General features: G+C 33.7%; 17 protein-coding genes. 6 read left to right on the top strand and 11 right to left on the bottom strand.

Features of this window, described 5'->3' with window-relative positions; all coding sequences use genetic code 11:
* Positions 1-164: 164 nt before the first annotated feature.
* From ACNC7R_RS14915 to ACNC7R_RS14895, 5 genes are all read right to left on the bottom strand, one after another.
* Positions 165-467: a DUF6787 family protein gene (locus tag ACNC7R_RS14915; protein ID WP_417941867.1), complete on the bottom strand. Its 303-nt coding sequence runs from the start codon at positions 465-467 to the stop codon at positions 165-167.
* A gap of 33 nt (positions 468-500) precedes the next feature.
* Complete coding sequence (locus ACNC7R_RS14910; protein WP_417941866.1) at positions 501-938, bottom strand: DUF6146 family protein; 438 nt, start codon at positions 936-938, stop codon at positions 501-503.
* A 160-nt stretch (positions 939-1,098) separates the two neighbouring features.
* Complete coding sequence (locus ACNC7R_RS14905; protein WP_417941865.1) at positions 1,099-2,049, bottom strand: D-2-hydroxyacid dehydrogenase; 951 nt, start codon at positions 2,047-2,049, stop codon at positions 1,099-1,101.
* Positions 2,050-2,241: 192 nt separating this feature from the next.
* Positions 2,242-3,312, bottom strand: a complete 1,071-nt coding sequence (gene serC / locus ACNC7R_RS14900) for a 3-phosphoserine/phosphohydroxythreonine transaminase (protein WP_417941864.1) — start codon at positions 3,310-3,312, stop codon at positions 2,242-2,244.
* A 79-nt stretch (positions 3,313-3,391) separates the two neighbouring features.
* Positions 3,392-4,477 (bottom strand): acyl-CoA reductase, encoded by a 1,086-nt coding sequence (locus tag ACNC7R_RS14895; RefSeq protein ID WP_417941863.1) that lies wholly within the window; start codon positions 4,475-4,477, stop codon positions 3,392-3,394.
* 137 nt (positions 4,478-4,614) lie between these two features.
* Here ACNC7R_RS14895 and ACNC7R_RS14890 point away from each other — a divergent pair, with 137 nt between their 5' ends.
* The gene (locus ACNC7R_RS14890) at positions 4,615-4,965 is read left to right on the top strand and encodes a 4Fe-4S dicluster domain-containing protein (protein WP_417941862.1); all 351 of its coding nucleotides are present in this window, start codon (positions 4,615-4,617) and stop codon (positions 4,963-4,965) included.
* A gap of 157 nt (positions 4,966-5,122) precedes the next feature.
* Positions 5,123-6,286 (top strand): hypothetical protein, encoded by a 1,164-nt coding sequence (locus ACNC7R_RS14885; RefSeq protein ID WP_417941861.1) that lies wholly within the window; start codon positions 5,123-5,125, stop codon positions 6,284-6,286.
* 63 nt (positions 6,287-6,349) lie between these two features.
* Here the strand turns inward: ACNC7R_RS14885 and ACNC7R_RS14880 are convergent, their stop codons facing one another.
* Positions 6,350-9,085 (bottom strand): TonB-dependent receptor, encoded by a 2,736-nt coding sequence (locus ACNC7R_RS14880; protein ID WP_417941860.1) that lies wholly within the window; start codon positions 9,083-9,085, stop codon positions 6,350-6,352.
* Between the two features lie 296 nt (positions 9,086-9,381).
* On the opposite strand from ACNC7R_RS14880, the gene ychF reads away from it, so the two are divergent.
* The 4 genes from ychF to ACNC7R_RS14860 all read left to right on the top strand — a co-directional run bounded on the left by ychF (position 9,382) and on the right by ACNC7R_RS14860 (position 13,258).
* Complete coding sequence (gene ychF / locus ACNC7R_RS14875) at positions 9,382-10,476, top strand: redox-regulated ATPase YchF (protein WP_417941859.1); 1,095 nt, start codon at positions 9,382-9,384, stop codon at positions 10,474-10,476.
* Positions 10,477-10,893: 417 nt separating this feature from the next.
* Positions 10,894-11,571, top strand: coding sequence for a TIGR02117 family protein (locus ACNC7R_RS14870; protein ID WP_417941858.1), 678 nt, complete (start codon positions 10,894-10,896; stop codon positions 11,569-11,571).
* Between the two features lie 7 nt (positions 11,572-11,578).
* Positions 11,579-12,280: a hypothetical protein gene (locus tag ACNC7R_RS14865; protein WP_417941857.1), complete on the top strand. Its 702-nt coding sequence runs from the start codon at positions 11,579-11,581 to the stop codon at positions 12,278-12,280.
* Positions 12,281-12,343: 63 nt separating this feature from the next.
* Positions 12,344-13,258 carry a YihY/virulence factor BrkB family protein gene (locus ACNC7R_RS14860; RefSeq protein ID WP_417941856.1) on the top strand — a complete coding sequence of 305 codons (915 nt, stop codon included), beginning with the start codon at positions 12,344-12,346 and terminating at the stop codon, positions 13,256-13,258.
* Between the two features lie 43 nt (positions 13,259-13,301).
* On the opposite strand, the gene ACNC7R_RS14855 is transcribed toward ACNC7R_RS14860, so the two are convergent.
* The 5 genes from ACNC7R_RS14855 to ACNC7R_RS14835 all read right to left on the bottom strand — a co-directional run bounded on the left by ACNC7R_RS14855 (position 13,302) and on the right by ACNC7R_RS14835 (position 20,122).
* Positions 13,302-15,113 (bottom strand): cytochrome-c peroxidase, encoded by a 1,812-nt coding sequence (locus ACNC7R_RS14855; RefSeq protein WP_417941855.1) that lies wholly within the window; start codon positions 15,111-15,113, stop codon positions 13,302-13,304.
* 73 nt (positions 15,114-15,186) lie between these two features.
* Positions 15,187-16,662 carry a hypothetical protein gene (locus tag ACNC7R_RS14850; RefSeq protein ID WP_417941854.1) on the bottom strand — a complete coding sequence of 492 codons (1,476 nt, stop codon included), beginning with the start codon at positions 16,660-16,662 and terminating at the stop codon, positions 15,187-15,189.
* A gap of 161 nt (positions 16,663-16,823) precedes the next feature.
* Complete coding sequence (locus ACNC7R_RS14845) at positions 16,824-17,453, bottom strand: PolC-type DNA polymerase III (RefSeq protein WP_417941853.1); 630 nt, start codon at positions 17,451-17,453, stop codon at positions 16,824-16,826.
* Positions 17,454-17,455: 2 nt separating this feature from the next.
* A complete protein-coding gene (locus ACNC7R_RS14840; protein ID WP_417941852.1) occupies positions 17,456-19,369 on the bottom strand; it encodes a DUF294 nucleotidyltransferase-like domain-containing protein in 1,914 nt (637 codons plus the stop codon).
* A 381-nt stretch (positions 19,370-19,750) separates the two neighbouring features.
* Complete coding sequence (locus ACNC7R_RS14835) at positions 19,751-20,122, bottom strand: DNA topoisomerase IV (RefSeq protein WP_417941851.1); 372 nt, start codon at positions 20,120-20,122, stop codon at positions 19,751-19,753.
* Positions 20,123-20,219 lie beyond the last annotated feature (97 nt).

Below are 20,219 nucleotides of genomic sequence, written 5' to 3'. Positions count from 1 at the left end.
ATTTAACCTAATGACACATGTTTTATAATAAAAAAAATATTAAATTGTTAAGATTTATTCAAAATAGTAAAAATGATTACTGTCATAAATCGATAATGTGTTGCGTATTTAAAGGAGGTATTACAGAAAGAAAATATGACCTGTAAATATAGTTTAAACTAGAGTTAATCTTTAAATAAAAACCCCAATCCCATACTTTTAAGCATTTTCTTTTCGAAGTTCCAAAAAAAACGAAACTGACCAAATAAGGTTCCTATTCCAACTAGCAGAACTTGATAAATCGGGAAAATAATCAGTAGCCTAATCAAGGTGAACCAGCCACCGAAATCTTCTTTGGTTATGTTTAATAATTCACAAAAGGGTCTGGACAGCCATGCAGATGCCGATCCGGTGATGGCAAATACGATAAATATAATAACAAGCTGAAAGTTTGAGGTGATCCCCCAACGTTGTTTTAATCTGTTCATTTTTTGTCTGTAGTGATTGCAAATATACTAACATTATCTGGAAGGGACATATCCTGCCAGTTTTTGTTTGTAAGTATTTTGGAAGTAAATCATGTAATTGTAGATTAGGTAATTTACTTCGTATCCGTATCGAATATGTGGCTGATAATCTATGGTCATCTCATATAAATTTTGATTATAACGGTTAGGCTGTAAAACGCGATTGTTCCATTCTGTTACATAAATCTGATTTTTATTTTCCAGATAGGTCAAGGAATAAAAATTTCTCGGTAGCGCCACCGATGCCAGCCAAAAACTAAATCCGTTATCTATGATTATAACTTCATATTCTAAAGAGTCATTTGCAATTCGCACCGTATCGTTTACAGCTGCTTTTATTGAAGTATCAGTTGTCGCAATTGTATTCTTTGAAGATGTGGAGCATGCAATAATTGTAAATAAGATTCCTAGTATGTAAACGAAATTCTTCATGGCTTAAATTTGAAAATTAAATTTACGGAAAAAGAAGTAATGGTTTTATTATTTAACATAAGCGATTAAAATGATGCAGTTGTTAAATAAAAGCGAAAAAGAAAGGGGATTTATTAAGCAGCGTTAATAAATCCCCTCGAATTATTTAGTTATAATGAAATTAACTCAATAAAGTAATGATTTGTGAAGCTAATTCAGTACCGATTCTATCCTGAGCTTCTCCTGTAGCAGCTCCAATATGAGGAGTCAATGAAATTTTAGAATGCATTAAAATAGCCATTTCAGGTTTTGGTTCGTTTTCAAAAACGTCTAATCCTGCAAATGCTACTTTTCCTGAATCTAACGCTTTTACAAGCGCAACTTCATCAATAACACCTCCACGTGCACAGTTTACGATTCCAACACCATCTTTCATGATTTCAAATTCTTTCTCACCAATGATATATCCATCCTGAGCAGGAACGTGCAAAGTGATGAAATCAGATTCTTTTAATAAAGACTCTAAAGACTGAGGAACGATAGTAGTTGTAATAGACTGGCCATCAAAAAACTCAACTTTTACATCTACAGAGGGAATAAATCCATCGGCAGCAATAACTTTCATGCCTAAACCAAGAGCCATTTTTGCAGTTGCCTGACCAATGCGGCCAATTCCAATGATGCCTAATGTTTTTCCTCTTAATTCGGTTCCATTTGCATAAGCTTTTTTCAAACCGTCGAAGTTTGAATCACCTTCCAAAGGCATATTTCTGTTTGAATCATGTAAAAATCGAACACCAGAAAGTAGGTGTCCAAATACTAGTTCAGCAACTGATTCTGAAGAAGAAGCAGGAGTGTTAATTACATGAATACCTTTACTTTTAGCATAATCAACATCGATGTTATCCATACCAACACCTCCACGTCCGATGATTTTGATACCAGGACAAGCGTCGATAATATCTTTACGAACTTTAGTTGCACTACGAACTAAAATTACATCTACATTGTTTTCATTGATAAAGTTGGCTACTTGTTCCTGAGCTACTTTTGTAGTGATAACTTCAAATCCACCTTTTTCTAGAGCTAGAATTCCGCTTTTAGAAATTCCGTCATTGGCTAATACTTTCATTTTAGTCTATTTGTTTTGATTATTATTAATCGTTGAAAATAAATAATAATTATGAATGATATAATTTTTCTTTTTTATTTAGAAGCTAATCCCGCTATTCGTTGCAATCTTTTATGTTTTAAAGAAAAACATAAAAGGATTTTCACTGCTATCGGGGCTAAGACTCTGGTATTCTACTGCTCTTTTTGGTAACTATACTTTAGTTTCCAAAGCTTTCATGACATCTACTAACACCTGAACACTTTCGATAGGCATAGCGTTGTAAATTGAAGCTCTGTAACCGCCTACAGAACGGTGTCCTGGCAATCCTGAAATTCCGGCTTCTTTCCACAATTTATCAAATGTTTCAGTATGGTCAGGATTTGTAAGAAGGAAAGTTACGTTCATGTTAGAACGGTCTTCAACATTTGCAGCACCTTTGAATAATGGATTTCTGTCGATTTCGTTATAAAGTAACTCCGCTTTAGCGTTGTTTAATTTTTCAACAGCAGCTATACCGCCTTTTTCTTTAATCCATTGTAGTGTTAGTAATGAAACATATACCGCAAATACAGAAGGAGTGTTGTACATACTTTCTGCTTTGATGTGTTTGCTGTAATCCAGCATACTCGGAATTGTTCTTCCGTTTTTACCTAAGATTTCTTCTTTAACTACAACTAGAGTCGTTCCTGCAGGCCCCATGTTTTTTTGAGCACCGGCATAGATTAAGTCAAATTTAGAGAAATCTAATTCACGTGAAAAAATATCAGAACTCATGTCGCATACCACTGGAATGTTGGTTGATGGAAATTCCTTCATTTGGGTTCCAAAAATGGTGTTGTTGCTTGTACAGTGAAAATAATCTGCATCGGCAGGTATTTCGTAACCTTTTGGAACATAAGTATAATTATCGTCTTTTGAAGAACCTACGATAACAGTTTCTCCAAAAAGTTTAGCTTCTTTGATGGCTGCTGTCGCCCATGTTCCTGAATCTAAATAAGCTGCTTTTCCATTTTCTTTCATCAGGTTGTAAGGAGCCATTATAAATGCTGTACTTGCTCCGCCTTGTAAAAATAAAGCCTGATATCCTTTGCCTGTAAGCCCTAATAAGTCTAAGGCCAATGCACGGGCTTCGTCCATAACTGCAACGAAATCTTTGCTTCTGTGCGAAATTTCAAGAATTGATAATCCTGAATTATTAAAATCTAAAACTGCTTTTGATGCTTTTTCAAAAACTTCCTGAGGTAAAATACTTGGTCCTGCGCTGTAGTTGTGTTTTTTCATGGTATAGTTAAAAGTCCAAATTTTAAAAACGCAAATTTCGGGAATACAAGCCGAAAAACCGTTAAATTATTCGCAATAATTACAAATTTTTATCCGATGTTATTAACAAAAACGATATAGTATCGACGTTGTCTGCATAATCCCATAATTGCGGAGTCTGTGTTTTTCCGAATGGAATGCTGTTTTTAATCAGATTATTGCTCACAATGCACTGGATTTGCTCAGATTCTGCTTCCAGACGATTTTTGAGATCTTCTAAGTTTTCGTAAAATTCATAAAAGACACTCGAAATAGGAGAGGCATAACTGGAATCTTCCTTTATTGTCAAAAAACCATTGTCAAGCAATTTAAAATTGCTCATTAAAAAAACGGCTTTGTTATAGTCATAATTATTAGCATATTTTTCGTAATAAATTACATCCTGATATTTAAAAATAGCTTCAAAAAAAGTGTCGAATTTATACTCTTTCGGAACAAAAAGTTTAGACACGTTACGGCATCCCAAACCAAAATAGCGAAAAATATCTTCTCCTAAAGCTTCTAAATCTTCCTTTGTTTCCTGACCATTTAAGACGGCAACAGAATTTCTGTTTTTGCGAATAATAGATGGTTTGTCTTTAAAATAATATTCAAAATAGCGGGCAGTATTATTGCTTCCTGTAGCAATAACGGCATCAAAATTCTCTAATTTTCCTTGCACGAAAGTGATCTTGTCTTTTAGACTTTGATCAATAAAAATTAAATATTTGGCTAAAAATGGCAGTAAATGCTGGTCGTTCGAAGATGTTTTTATCAGAGCCTTATTTCCGGTAATTAACACAGATAAAAAGTCATGAAACCCTACAAGCGGAATGTTACCGGCTAAGATTAAAGCTATGTTTTTTTCTTTTCTATTATACTGAGAGAACTCGGCAGAATAGCCCGAAAGCCATTTGTCTATATTTTCTTCAGTCAGGGCATCTGCCCATGATCTTATGGCGAAATAGACTTGTTCAGGCGTGTACCATCCATTGTGTGATTGCGAAAGTTCAATGAGTTTTATAAAATCATCAAAAAACAAATCATTACCTAAAACAGATTCATTTTGAGTATTTTTTTCTTCTGAAAACTGACTCAAAAACCGACCAAGTGCTATAAAAGATTGTTTTTTTTCGTTTTGTAACATAAGTAATTTGTTTATGAAAGGTTTTGATTGTAATTTTGCACAAAAATAAGCTATATTAAGTTATAAGGCAAAGCAGAATAAAATGTTTGACATTTTTAATAAAGCCTTCTAATTTTTAACCTGTAACCAAGAATAAAATGGCAATAATTATAACTGACGAATGCATCAATTGTGGGGCTTGCGAACCAGAATGCCCTAATACAGCAATTTATGAAGGAGCTGATGACTGGAGATACAAAGACGGAACAAGTCTTTCCGGAAAAGTAATTTTACCTGATGGAACAGAAGTTGACGCAGATGATCCACAAACGCCAATTTCGGATGAAGTGTATTATATTGTACCTGGAAAATGTACAGAATGTAAAGGTTTCCATGATGAACCTCAATGTGCAGCTGTATGTCCTGTTGATTGTTGTGTGCCAGACGAAAACCACGTTGAAGATGAAGAAACCCTGTTGAACAGACAGGCATTTTTGCACGCTGAATAATATTCAAAATTATACTATATTAAATCCTGAGTGTTAAGCTTAGGATTTTTTTTATTTTATATTTATAATAAATTATTCAAATATTTTGTATTTATCTGGTTTTTAATGTTTTGTTTTTGTTAAATTTGGCCATAATTTTTGTATTTTTATAATAACCATGAAAAGACTAATACTTATATTTATTCTGTTGTTCAGTGTTGATTTTTTTGCTCAAAGCACGGAATATTCGATTGTTATAAAAGATATAGAAACGTTGATGCCTATTGAAAATGCTACTGTTTTTATTTTGAAAACCAAGCAGACTTTGATAAGTAATAAAGATGGGAGAGTAACTTTTGAACTGAATGGTGCTTCAAACGTTCAGGTGTCTGAAACAAATTATGAAAAACTGACGCTTCGGTGGGCAACTTTAAAGGAAGATCAGTTTGTAGTTTATCTTAAAAACAGCCATAATAAATTAGATGAAGTAGTTGTTTCAACTGAAAACCCTCAAAAAACGCTTCAAAAAATCGTTTCTAATTCAAGGCACAAATTAGCTGATTCTTATCGTTTAAAGGTATACGTGAGAGAGTTTTTTTTGTTAGATAACAAATACTCTTATTATAATGACGGACTTGTGAATTTTCAGTTTTCTGTCAGTCAGAAAAAAGCAACAACAACATTGCTTGTCGAGCAAAACAGGTCTTATGGTTTATTGGAGGCTGATATCAGTGCGGATTTAAGAGGATATAATTTGAATAATATTATGGAAAATTATTGCAATTTAAATTATTTCGACCCTCTTTTAGAATCAAAAGCAAAAAAAGAATACGGCTTTACAATCAAGGGGCATCCAAATAATAAAAATTACTATATAATGTCTGTAGTACCTTTGGATGATTCAAGAACTGCTCTCGATACTTACGAAATAGTCTATGACCCTGAAAAAAAGTTAATTATAGAGTTTAGTGTCATCATTGAACCAAAAAATTTATCGGAAATAGCAGAAAATGAACAAATTGGTGCTAAAAATGTTACCAGGTCGATTGTAAAGGTTAGTTACAGAGCTGAAGGTCAGGATTATTATCTTTTGACTGCCAACGAAGAGATAGGATATGATTTGGTTTTAAAAGAGGAAATTAAAAACATTCAGGTACGTAATAATTTTATAACAACCAACTTCAACAGACAAAATTTTACTTATAAAGAAAGCGATGTTTTTAAAGAAAAATCGCTTTTCAACAAGAAAAATAAGGTGCTGACTAAATATTGGGATATTTCCGGATTTACAGCAACAGATGAGGAAAAGGCAATTATAGACGCCTTAGAGTTTAAATTATAACGTTTGTATAAATAAAATCCTGAGTTTATAGCTCAGGATTTTTTGTTTAGAAAATGATGTGAGTTAAAAAGTAAAGCCAAGTCTTGCATAGTAATAGGCACCACTGAATCCCATTTGTACAGCATCCCAGTAACCTCCGGCTTCTACCCAGTCATCTTGCTGGTCAGGATAAATATTTAGTAAATTGTTGGCACCAATACTTAATTTGGTGGATTTGCAAAGTTTAAAACCTAAAGTCAGATCAGTTACTATTTTGGCTCCATATGTATCTGTAGCGGCTCTCTTTTGGTTAGCCAATACCTGCTCTTCGGTTTCAGAAGGACTTGTTCTGTAATCTTCGGGATCTTCATCCATTTGATAATCTAATAGTTTTACTTCGCTGAATCTGGTAAATGCTAATCCTGCATCAAACCATTTTCTGCCGTAATTAAGGTTTAGGCCAAATTTATTTGGTGGGGCAGAAGCAAGTAAAAAGGCTTTGTCACGTTCCCCAAAAAATGTTTTTTCTTCTAAATCGTCATTTTTTACCTTATCGATTTTCATGTCGTTGATGTTTCCAACTAAAGTTGCGCCAAATCTGTTTTCGTTAATTGTTTTTTTCCAGGCTAAAACAATATCGAGACCTTTAGTTTTGGTATCTACGCCATTTACAAAAAATTGTGCTTTATCTACATTAAGTCCTAAACCTGAAGCATCAAAATAACCCGTCAATACAATTCTGTCTTTTACGTTAATTAAATAACCATCCAAAGTCGCAGTAAAATCTCCAAAATTGGCCGTTAAACCTAAAGATGCGTTTATAGCTTTTTCTTCGTTTAGATTATCAATACCAAAAGCTTTCGTTACAGGACTATTGTTGGGAGAAAGCAATACTTCTGTAGCGCCTCCAGAACTGAAATTTGTAAAACGTAAGTTATAATAAATTTGGGCTAATGATGGCGCACGAAATCCGGTACTAACAGAGCCTCTTAAATTAATATGATTAGTAAGCATGAGTCTTGAAGCTAATTTCCCGTTTATGGTACTGCCGAAATCACTGTAATTTTCAAAACGTACAGCGCCACTTACCATAAAAGATTTAGTAAAATCTAATTCTGCGTCTGTGTACAATGAAAGATTAGTCCGGCTTTTATCAACAACGTTATTTGGGCTATAGCCAGGAAAACCTTGCGAACCTCCGGGTCTTGATATTGTTGGTGAAGAATTTGGATCAGTTGGGTCATATTCTGGATTTGGAATAGTAGGAGCACTTTGATTCGCAGGGTCTGTAATAGGTCTTCCGTCAGTATCATAAGTAGCATAAGAACCTTCCTCTCCCGCAAAAATATTGAATTTTTCTGTTCTGAATTCGGCTCCAAAAGCAAGATTTAATCCATCAAAAACGCTTTCATAATTCTTTGAAACGTCAAAATTGGAGGTGTTTTGTGTTAAGCTGTGCCCACCGGCATCAAACTCAGTTGGAGAAGCTTCAAGTAAAGAAGCATTGATGGTGCCTTTAACGTAGTAATGGAATAAATTTTTTCCAAATGTATTGCTAAAGTCAATTTTCCATCCGCTGGCAGTTTGCGTCCTGATTCCTGCTGCAAATGAATTATCTATTATATTAGAGGTGATTCTTGGTGTGTAGCCACCAGGATATACTTCTTCTACAACTCGTTCCCCATCATTTCGGGTAAAGGCATAGGCATCTGTGTCCCTGTGATTTTTTCCGCCAAAGGCATAAAATTCAGTTTTATCGGAGATTGGGAAAGCTAAATTTCCAAAAAAGTTAAAACTCTGAATTGCAGCTTCTCCAAAACCTTTTCTAAAATCAAAGCCCGGACGCAAAGTTTTATTCTTATTCAAATACTCAGTAGAAAAATTTGCATAACCGCCTTTGTCTCCTATAGCAACACCATAATTAGCAGTTACTTTTACCGATCCTCCATCAAATGCCTGATCTTTTCCGAAAGTATTTCCATTGCCGTTTTGGTCTAATCGGTAACCATCAGTATTTGCAGTACCTTCAGGAAAATCTCCTTTTGCATTAGTATTGTAAACACCATAAGTTACAGATCCTGTAAATTCATCAACAGTATCATTCAATACAATATTAATAACTCCTGCAATCGCATCAGAGCCATATTGTGCGGCAGCACCATCTCTTAAAATTTCAATTCTTTTAATTGAAGAAGCCGGAATTGCATTTAAATCAGTTCCTGTATTACCACGTCCTCTTGTTCCGAATAAATTTATAAGAGACGATTGATGTCTTCTTTTTCCGTTAATCAAAACTAAAGTCTGATCTGGTCCCAGACCTCTTAAAGAAGCCGGATCAACATGGTCAGCTCCATCTGATCCTGATTGTTTATTGGCATTAAATGAAGGAGCTACATACTGTAATAATTCATTGATTTCAAGTTTTCCGCTCTGTGTGGTAACATCTTTGACATTAATAACATCAATAGGAACAGCTGAATTTACAACAGTTCTTTTAGTATTTCTGGAGCCTACAACGACAACATCATTTAAAATCTGTCCACCGTTTTCATCCAGAACAATATTGAGATTATCGCCCGAAACTGCTTTTTCTACTGTTAAGAAACCGACGTAACTAAAAATTAAAGTTGCGTCTTCTTTTACTTTAATACTATATTTTCCTTCGAAATCAGAAGAAACACCGTTGGAAGTTCCTTTTTCAACAATATTCACTCCAGGCAAAGGATTGCCTGTTTTGTCTTTTACAATACCCGTGACTTCTTTTTGGGCAAAGAGAAAAGCTGTATTAAGAAATAATAAAAATAATGCAATCTTTTTCATGGTGATGGTTTTTTTTTGGTTTGTTTTTATTCTTTAGTTTTTATAAAAATACAATTATTTAACAAAATATTAATAAAAAGTTTAAAAATTTTCTGACGCCTATTAAAAATTGTATTAAAGCACATTTTTACTTCACTCCCGAGGTATTAAATCTTATATTTGCAAAATTTTAAAGCCAAAAAATATCATTTTGGCAGAAACCAAAATGAATCAATTAGTTCATAAAATATTAAATTACAAGGATTAATGTTGAATACAAACATTAAAAGGCCGAATAAATAAATAGAAACAAACAGATGAAAGCAGGAATTGTAGGATTGCCAAATGTTGGAAAATCAACATTATTTAATTGTTTATCTAATGCAAAAGCGCAAAGTGCCAATTTTCCGTTTTGTACAATCGAACCTAATATTGGTGTTGTCAACGTTCCGGATCCAAGAATCAACAAACTGGAAGAATTGGTAAAGCCAGAACGTGTACAAATGGCAACTGTAGATATCGTAGATATTGCAGGTTTGGTAAAAGGTGCAAGTAAAGGAGAAGGTCTTGGTAATCAGTTTTTAGGAAACATTAGAGAGTGCAACGCTATCATTCATGTTTTGCGTTGTTTTGATAATGATAATATTGTACACGTTGACGGAAATGTAAACCCAATTCGTGATAAAGAAACAATCGATATCGAATTGCAGTTAAAAGATTTAGAAACAATCGAAAAACGTCTTGAAAAAGTAAAACGTGCTGCAAAAACCGGAAATAAAGAAGCTCAGGCAGAAGAAGCTTTGTTGAACCGAATCAGAGAAGCATTATTGCAGGCAAAATCTGCCAGAACAATCATTCCACAAAATAATGACGAAGAAGTTTTGTTAGAAAGCTTCCAATTGATTACTGCTAAACCAGTTTTATATGTTTGTAATGTAGACGAAAGTTCAGCAGTAAACGGAAACAAATATGTAGATCAGGTTCGTGAATTAGTAAAAGATGAAGATGCAGAAGTAATTGTACTTTCTGTTGGGGCAGAAGCTGATATTACAGAATTGGAAAGCTATGAAGAACGCCAGGTTTTTCTTGAAGATATGGGATTGCAAGAGCCAGGAGCATCCGTTTTAATTCGCGCAGCCTATAAATTATTAAAACAACAGACTTACTTTACAGCTGGTGTAAAAGAAGTTCGTGCCTGGACTATACCAATCGGAGCAACTGCGCCTCAAGCTGCCGGAGTTATTCACACTGATTTTGAAAAAGGATTCATTCGTGCAGAAGTTATTTCTTATGAGGATTACGTTCATTACGGTTCTGAGGCAAAAGCAAAAGAGGCTGGAAAATTCAGGGTAGAAGGAAAAGAATACGTTGTAAAAGATGGTGATGTAATGCATTTCCGTTTTAACGTTTAGTCTTTTTTAGAAAATAGAATAGAGAAGAAAGAAAATAGAGAAAACTGCTGGAGAAATTCAGCAGTTTTTTATGTTTTAATTTATCATCTTTGATAAAAAGAGAAGTCAGTTTAATCTGTAAAATCTGCGAAGAAGTAAAATAATAAGTACCCATTTCCAGCTTTCCATTTCAAGATTTTTTCCAAATTTATTTTTTGCCAGGCAGTAAAAAGAGCTTCTTCCAGTCGCTTTTTTATCACCGCAAAAAATATAAATTCAAAAAAAATGCTTTCCATTGCAATCTGGGGTAATCAGTAAAATAAAGGACTTTTGTTGTAAAGGATAAAAAAGAAAACAAAATTTGAAAACTAAAAAAAATTGGCTCAAAAATTGGTTACAGAAAAATTAACCAATAACTAAATCTAAAACCAATCAAAAATGCTAAAAAAAACTTTCAAATTTCTCGGCTGGACACTTTTCGGAATTTTCGCTTTTATTGCGCTGTATATTTCATCAGTTCTTCTAATTTCAAAAATCACTGTGAATTCAGATATTGCAAAAGTGGAAGAACAAAACGCTATTCCAATTTACATTCTTTCCAACGGAGTTCATACAGATATTGTGGTTCCTGTAAAAAACGAAATCAAAGACTGGCGAAATGAGATTCAGTTCAGTCAAACGCAATCAAAGGATTCTTTGATGAATTATATCGCTTTCGGCTGGGGAGACAAAGGTTTTTATCTGGATACGCCCGAATGGTCAGATTTAAAAGCAAGTACAGCATTAAAAGCCGCATTTGGTGTAAGTTCGTCTGCAATGCATACCACATTTTTTAAACAATTAAAAGAAGGCGATGACTGCAAACGAATCCTGATTTCAAAAGAAAACTATCAAAATCTGGTAACTTATATTTCAGACAGCTTCAGTGATGCTGTTCATCCGCAATGGATTCAAGGTCACAGCTACGGAAAAAAAGATGCTTTCTATGAAGCAAAAGGCAGCTACAGTCTTTTTTATACCTGTAATACCTGGGCAAATAACGCATTAAAAGCGGCAAACCAAAAAGCAAGTTTATGGACGGTTTATGATAAAGGGATTTTTTGCCATTATAAATGATTAAGCGATGAAAAAGGTAATTTTAATCATTGCTTTTATTGTGGTATTAAGCGCTTGCAAAAAAGCAGATGCAGCATGTGCAGATTGTTTTAATATTTATTTTGCAAATCCACAACCTGATAAAGATTTAGAATTAGATCGTTTTCCAAATAAATTTAGAGGATTGTATATGAATAATGATTCGACTTTTATTAGAATTGACGAAAGCAGAATCTTAAAAGAGTATTTTAATAAAAACATCATTCACAAACTAGCTTTAGATTCGTTAAAAGAAGAATTTGACATTGGGAAAGGAAAATTAATACTTAAAAGTTTTAAGACAGAATTTAATATGATTCCAAAAGGGGATTCAATAGAATTAATTGAAAAACATATTGATACTTTGTTTCGGTTCTCACTTTATCAAAAAGCAAAACGAATCGATGGACAATTGATCTTAAGCAGTAAAGATTCTATATTTTGGAGAATTCAGTTTCTTTCAATCGAAAAAAATATATTGAGATTTAAAAATCTTTATGAAAGGGAAGATTTAAAAAAACTTGATTCTGTTACAAAAGTAAAAAGCAAAATGCTGGACTCTACTTCCTATTTAATAAAACCAACAAGAAGTGAATTCAAAAAGATTTTAAAAATTAAGAATTTGGGATTCGATCAGGAGTATCAAAAGATTTCATATAAGCCACATGGCAAAAATGTAAAATTTGATTAAAAATTAGAAATTATAGATTTTTCATTATTGTTTAAATTTGAGAGAATATCAAAAAAACAGCAAATGAAAAATCATAATATTCTCTCTAAAACATGGTATCTCCTAAAAAGAACTTCTTTAGAGTTTATAGAAGATGATGCTATAAAACTGAGTGCAGCATTATCCTATTACACTATTTTCGCATTACCACCATTGTTGATTATTATTATCACCATTTGTGGTTTCTTTTTTGGAGAAGAAGCCGTAACTGGGCAGTTGTATGGTCAGATAAATGAGCTCGTTGGAAACGAAGCTGCCAAACAAATTCAAGAGGCTATCAAAAATGTGCAGCTTTCAGATAGTAATGTTTTTGTAACGGTTTTTGGTGTAATCATGCTGCTTATAGGAGCTTCAGGAGTTTTTGCTGAGATTCAGAGCTCTATTAATTATATCTGGGGACTGCGGGCAAAACCGAATAAAGGGTTACCAAAATTTATTCAAAACCGGCTGATGTCTTTTTCGATGATAGTCTCAGTAGGTTTTTTAATGCTGGTCAGTTTAATACTAAATGCGACTTTGGATATTTTGAATGCGAGATTAAAAATTTACTTTCCAGAAAGTACAGTGTATCTCTTTTATGTGATTAATATTTTAATCGTTTTAGGAAGTATCACTTTACTTTTTGCTATTATTTTCAGAACATTGCCTGACGGAAATATAAAATGGAAAGATGCCTTTATTGGTGCCGGATTTACCTCAGTTTTATTTATGATCGGTAAATTTGCTATAGGTTTTTATTTAGGAAGTTCTACTATTGCTAGCATTTATGGTGCTGCAGGATCAGTAGTTATCATATTAGTCTGGGTATATTATTCGGCTATTATCTTATATTTTGGAGCTGAATTTACCAAGGTATATGCGAAAACTTTTGGGGGGAATATTTCTCCAAACGATTATTCCGTAGAAATTAAGAAGAAAATTTTTGAAGTAACTCAATAAAAAAACTGGGTGCATGTTTTACACCCAGTATATTTGGTATAAATTACAGGTATCTTTTATCAGTTAGGGTTTTCATAAACGCTACTAAAGCTGATTCTTCTTTTTTAGTGAGTTTAAGCTCGTCAAAAGGAAGGGTTTGATTTTCGACTGGATAACCTAAACCTTTGCCTCCTCCTTTATTATAAAAATCAACAACTTCTTCTAATGTAGTAAATACACCGTTGTGCATATATGGGGCAGTTTTGGCTACATTTCGAATAGACGGTGTTTTAAACGCATTTTTAAGCTGCTCCATTTTAAACTGATTATATTTCCCCAAATCGGGACTTATTTCTTTTGCGGTTTTATCCTTTGGTGTTCCAATTACTTCCTGTTCGGTTTTACTGTAATTTGGTGGCACAGTTCCGTTAAATAAAGGGATAAAGTGACAGGTAGCACATTTTGCTTTGCCTGCAAAAAGATTAAATCCGAGTTTTTCTTCTTCACTAAACTCACTTGATTCATTTTTGATGTATAAATCAAATTTGGAGTTAAAATCATTCAATGAACGTATGTAAGAAGCGATAGCATTCTGCAATTGCCATTCTTCGATTTTATTGCTTTTAGGAAATGCCTTTTCAAACAAGGCTTTGTACTTCTTATCTTTATTGATTAAAGGAATAATCTGACTAAATGAGCCATGCATTTCCTTTTCGTTTTGCACAACGTCTACGCTTTGCTTTTCTAAATCGATCTGTCTTAAATCCCAAAACAATGCATTTTGTAAACCGGCATAAGTTAGGGTTGGGGTATTTCTCGGCAAATCGAATCCGTCTAAAGAAAGATTTGTTTTGCGTCCATCTGTAAACGCTTTTTCAGGAATATGGCAGGTTGCACAGCTTCTTTTTTGATCTTTTGAAATGGTAGCATCATAAAATAATTGATTGCCTAAAGCAACTTTGTCTTCAGAATAAGCATATTCTGTAGAGGGAATAAAAGCATTAACGTTGAATGCATTTTTTTCAAAAAGAGTAGCAGTATTTGGATTGACTGCACTGTTTTTATTGATATTCGCAATATTGTTTTGCTTTTGCAATTCAAAAACTGTTTTCGAAATTATATTCAGATAGTCTTTAATGAAGGTGGCTCTGTCAAAAGTATTAAAGACATTGTTTTTATAACAATATGAAATACTTTTTGAAATTGTCTTTTTTAATTTTGACTTTAAATCGATGGATTCCTTAGAATTACTTTTGCAGGTTTTTAAAACAATAGTCTCAATCGAAACCAAAGCAGGAGCCACTTCGTTAATGGATTCCTGAGCTACAGGAGAATCAAAACCGGTGATTCCTAATGTTAAAATTCGGTAAACCTCAAATCGGGCGGCATCGATAATATGTTTTTCTCCAATACTTATAGCGTCTAAATGTTGTTTTACCTGTGCGATATTAGCACGCATGATTGCTATTTCACGAATCAGATCTGTTTTATTAGTAATGTCGTATTTAGGAAAAATCAGTTCTTCAATGACCTGAAAACCATTTGGCGGGAGAAATTTGTTTTCTTCCACTTCAAGTTCATCTAAAGCGGGACCATTAATAAATCTGGCTGTTTCAGGTACAAAATACTCAACTGCCCATTCTGTTTTTTTGTATAAAACTCTCGTTTCCTTAAAACAATCCTGAATTTTTTTGGAATCTTTTTCGTTTTCAGCAAGCTTTTTGAAAAGCACTATTTTGTTTTCAAGTTTTTCCAGATCAATCAAAAGATCCTGTTTAACAGAAGTTTCAGTTTTTTCTTTTGTACAGCTTGTAAAAAAAGTCAGAAAAGAGAAGAGAATAGGAAAAAATATATTTTTGATGAAATCCATTTTCATTTGATAATACTTTAATAAATAGCAAAAACAACCCAACAGATATTGGATTGTTTTTGTTGTAATTTTTGTAAAATTATCTTTGTACGTTACGGATAATTACGGTTTGACCACCTTCTTTATTTGTACTCACTCCTGAACCATCAGCATTTTTGAATGTGTCATTTTGCCAGGTATGAGCGTGAATATTCAATGTAAAAGTATTTGGAACACCAATAACATCTGAGATATCTTCCATCGCGCCATATTCCCAGCTTCCAAATCTCATTTCGCCAGATTGGTTGTATAATGTATTCCATGCAGCGTCTGTACGTTTATGGTTCATGGTTAACCATGGTTTATTTGTTTTGGAAGCAATATTATATTGCCAGATGTATGAGTCATGTTTAGCATCAGCATAATAACTGTCACCATCTTCCTGAATGTAAACATAATTTTCAGTTACACAAAGGTTATCAGGATTGATCACGCCAGTACCTGGTGTAGAATCGCCTTCAACCACTAGCTCAAGTTTTCCTTTTAACGGATCTTTTTCATCCAAAACTAATTTATATACTCTTCCCCACATAGTATAGCCTTCAACAGGAGTAGTTCCGTTTGAAGATTGACCTGTAGCTGTAAAATAAATTTCTCTGTTATTTTTTGCAGATCCTTTTCTGTAATCGACATCCTCCACTCTTGAAAAGCGGATTGCTTTTAAGTCATTTACCGTAGTATTGATTTCTGCTCCTGTGATATTTTTAGCATTCGGAATTTCTACAAATGATACATCGAAAGAGTTTCCAATAGTCATGGTAGTTTCTACCTGAACGTTATCATTTCTTTTCAAAGCGTATAATTTTCCGTTATTCAGATCACCAACTGTAGAAACATACATAATAACCTGACCGGCACTTGCATGTGATGCTGTATACGATTGATCTTCACCCATGATAATAACACTTTTACCTGGATAAGCTTGTTTTGTCAACGGAACAGCATTTTCCATACTCGCTTTTCCTAAGGCAGGTAAAACCCTGTCTTTTCTGTTTTTATCAGTTGTTGGTGCAAGTGGGTTGATACCATGAACCATACTTTCCTGTCCGCTTTCTCCTGCAGTTAAAAATATAGGGCCAAAACCATGAATTTCAGGCGTAGCCAAAGTTGCAGAACAAAGTCTTGTCTGACCACCAACAGCATCAACGATATAATCTCCTTTTACAGGCTTTAAAGTTTTATCAAAATACACTCTTGAAACTGATTGTATGATTTCGTGATTGGTAATCATTACATAACCATCACCGTTTGGATTTTTCATAAATCCGGCACCATCCGGCTGACCAGCATAAATGAAAGAAGGACTTTCCGGCAATACATCAGTGGTAGAGATTAAAGTTGAAATTTGAAGATTTTCGAAGCCAGGCTGAGCTAGTACAAATGCAGGAACTTTTGATTTTGTTGTAAAATCAATGTTTTTGTTTGTTTTGTCGCCCTCATCGTCATTTTGACAACTAATTACACAAATTCCTGTAATTCCAAGTAAGGCAATAGATTTTAAAAAATTAAATTTCATAACTGTTTTTTGTTTTTTTGATTGAAGCAAAGCTATCGCCGAAAAACAAAATGTATGTTAACTAAATTTTTTAAAATTGCTAATAAATAATAGGGCATATATTACGAAATGGTAAAATTGTATTCGCAATGTAAATTTAAGCTTCACAAAATATTCTTAAATTATTTAAAAAGCTGATTCAGGTTGATTTCTTTTTTCTCTCGTAGCTTTTTTATGATTTTCAAAAAAGCAATGGCTGTAATATAGGCATCGCCCAGCGCAGTATGGCGGTCTTTTTTTGAAATATCAAATTTGTCGGCTAAATCATCGAGCGAGTAATGGTCTTTTCTTTCAAAAAGATGAGATTTTATAAGTGTCCTTTTATACAATACCCCAGTATCAAGTGACTTGTTTCTTAATTCAGGCAAACCGTTTCTTTCCAGGGCGCGATTAATCATGGTAATATCAAAATAGGCATGATGTGCAATAATAACAGCATCCCCCAAATAGTCTAAAAACTGTTTTAAAGCTTCAGATTCTGAAGGGCGCTTTACAACGAAATCTTTTAAAATACCATGAATCTGCGCAGTTGATTCATCGTAATGATCCTGTTCGATGTAAACTTCAAAACTATCCTGAACTGAAATAGTCCCATTTTGCAAGACAAGTGCGCCAATACATAAAATGCGGTCGTTTGTAAAATCAAAACCAGTTGTTTCTGTGTCCAGAACTACAAAACGGGTTTCTTCGATAGTGATGCTTTCATCGAAAAACTTTTCTTCTTCTTTTTGCCAAAAATTAAATAAACTCATCCTTATACTATATTAGAAACATTAAAACGTACCGAAATCAATTCCTGAAGTTCCTTAATGGTTTTAAAAGTTCTTTTCAGTTTTATTTTTTCCATTTTCGAAAGGGATTCTAAAGCAATAAACTGCCCTGAGTCATGATGCAAAAGACCTTGTTTGGTTCTGAATTTCAATAAAGCTTTAAATGAATACGAACAGGATAAATAAAGTTCGCTGTTTTGAGGTTCCAGTTCGGCTAGCTTTTCAAAACGTTCTGCTGTGTTGCTGATAGATTTTACAGAGTGTGATAAAATCAGCACCCTTGCAGCATCTGTCAATGGCATTAAAGCTCTTCTTTTGATATCGAACTGGTCTTTATTAGCACCATCCTGTTCCACTAAAAACTGTCTGAAGAAACCGGTTGGAGAAGGACTCTGCAAAGCACCACTCACCAAATGAACATAAAAAATAGGATTGGCTTTTACATTTTCAAATATCGAATCTGATAACTGATCTACAAGTTCACGATTGCCATATTTTACACTGTAATCAAAAAAGATGAACGATAACAAAACTTCATTTTTACCCGGATTTTTAATCCAATATGCCACCTGATCCTTCCATTCGTCAAGGCTCATACACCATTTTGGATTGGATGCCATCATTTCGGCAGGACAATATTCATAACCAATAGTAAAAAGTCCTTTGTTGATATAGGTGGCTAATTTTAGAAAATAAGCTTTGGTTTCATCCTTAAAAACTTCCGAAACATTTTCATACACAATTGCATTATCCTGATCGGTATGCAGCATCTGCTCATCACGACCCTGACTTCCCAATGCCAGCCAGGTAAATTTTACAGGCGGAGGTGTATTCATTTTTTTCAGCGAAATATCAATAACACGGGTTACGCAGGCATCATTTAATTCGGTTATGATTTTGGTAATCAGTGTCATCGGGATATTTTGGTCAAGATATCCCTGCAATAACTGCATGATTCTGGCTCTGATTGGCTTGATTTCTTTAACTTTTGTGGTTCTTTTTAAAGCCTTAATCAATACTGCCGGATTATTCCCCAGCGAGACCATAAGGTCGTGTTTTGATAAAATACCTACCGCTTTTGTATTAACGGTTCCGTCTTTCGTAAGACACAAATAACTGATATTACTTTTAATCATTGCCATCTGAGCTTCAGTGACTGTCAATTTTTTAGAATACGTAATAACCGGCGATGTCATAATGGTTTCAGCAGGCGTAGTAATAGGGTAGTCTCCTGAAACAATTTTATTGCGCAAATCTTTATCGGTAATAATTCCGATTGGTAGCATTTCATCGACAATCAAAATGGCACCAACTTTTTTCTTGGTCAGGATTTTTGCGATTTCTTTTGCAGTTGTTGACGGACCGCACGTAACAATTTTTTTTGAAAATTTTATAGGCTGTAAATCAAATACCTCTTTTTCATTATTCTGATCATGCTGAGCAATTACTTCGCCGTACAGATTGTTTTTATGGACTTCTGAATAAGGGTTTTTAGTATTCGAGGCATAACTTTCGATCAGGAAATTCCCAATGGCTTTATTTTCTAATGCATACGGCTTAAAAACTGCAATTGGAATCGCGTATAAAATGCTCTCTTCATAAGTACTGGATTCCATAACATAATTTTCCTGCGCCAGAAGCGGTCTTAATCCAAAAATATCACCTTCATCACACATGTCCAGGGTTTTTTGATTCTTTTTAAGGGCAACCGCTCCTTTGTGGACTACATAAAAGGAATCATGGGTCTTTTCGTTTTCAGAAAAAATCACTGAATCCTTTTCTTTATATATGATTGAAATCTGCTCAGATAATTTTTCAAGATCTTTTTGATTCAAAAGATTAAAAGGAGGGAAGCTCTTTAAAAAATCAGCAACTCTATGCGAAATGGTATTTTTCATGTTGGATTACGTTCTGAATTTAGAATTAGAAAACATATTGTAAAAGAAACAAATTTCAGTATCTATTCAAACTATATTTTTTGAAAAATCAGGTTTATTTGTGAAACAAAAAAGTTCCTCAAGGGAACTTTAAAATTTTAGCTATAATTTTTTCTTTCGGATTCGCATATTGATAAATTCCAAAGCCAGAGAAAATGTAATGTCAAAATACAAATAGCCTTTCGGAATAGCTCCAATGTTTTCGGTAATCAGGCTGCATGAAATTAAGGCATACTTTTTCTTTAATAACCATAAAACCAATCAGTATTAGGAATGAAGGTTCTAATACCAGGGTTTAAAAATACTTCTATGTAAATCTTAATTTACATTCAAATTACTATTTTATTCAATTTTAAAAACTTTTCCGTGCTGTTTTTCTTCTGAACCCACGATACCAAATTCAAAAGTATAAGAATCTTTCGAAGTCGTTAATATTTTCATGCCAATAGCTTTTTCTTCCGCCATGTTTTTCGGATGTTTTTTCTGCAGAATATATTCGCAGTCACTTACCCAGCGTATGGTTGAGGTATCTGTTTTTCCTTCAAAAGTTTCAATTTCTATACTGTCTTTGCGTTCAAAAATCGTTGTTTTTTTTACGCCGTTTACTTCAAATTCAAATTTGAATTTACCATTTTTGAAATCTTTGCAGTTGTGCTCTGCGTTATAGCAAGATACTAAAGCAAATATTGGAAATAAGAATATAATTTTTTTCATTTTAATAAGTTGTTTTATAAGAAGCTAATCCTGCTGTCCGCTATATCTTTTGTGGTCTCGTAAAAAAAACGAGACCACAAAAGGATGCCGCTTCCAT

It is taken from the genome of Flavobacterium adiutor, assembly GCF_048282555.1.
Classification (GTDB): Bacteria; Bacteroidota; Bacteroidia; order Flavobacteriales; family Flavobacteriaceae; genus Flavobacterium.
Note: the sequence above shows the minus strand (reverse complement) of the source record. Positions and strands in the feature narration are given on the sequence as shown.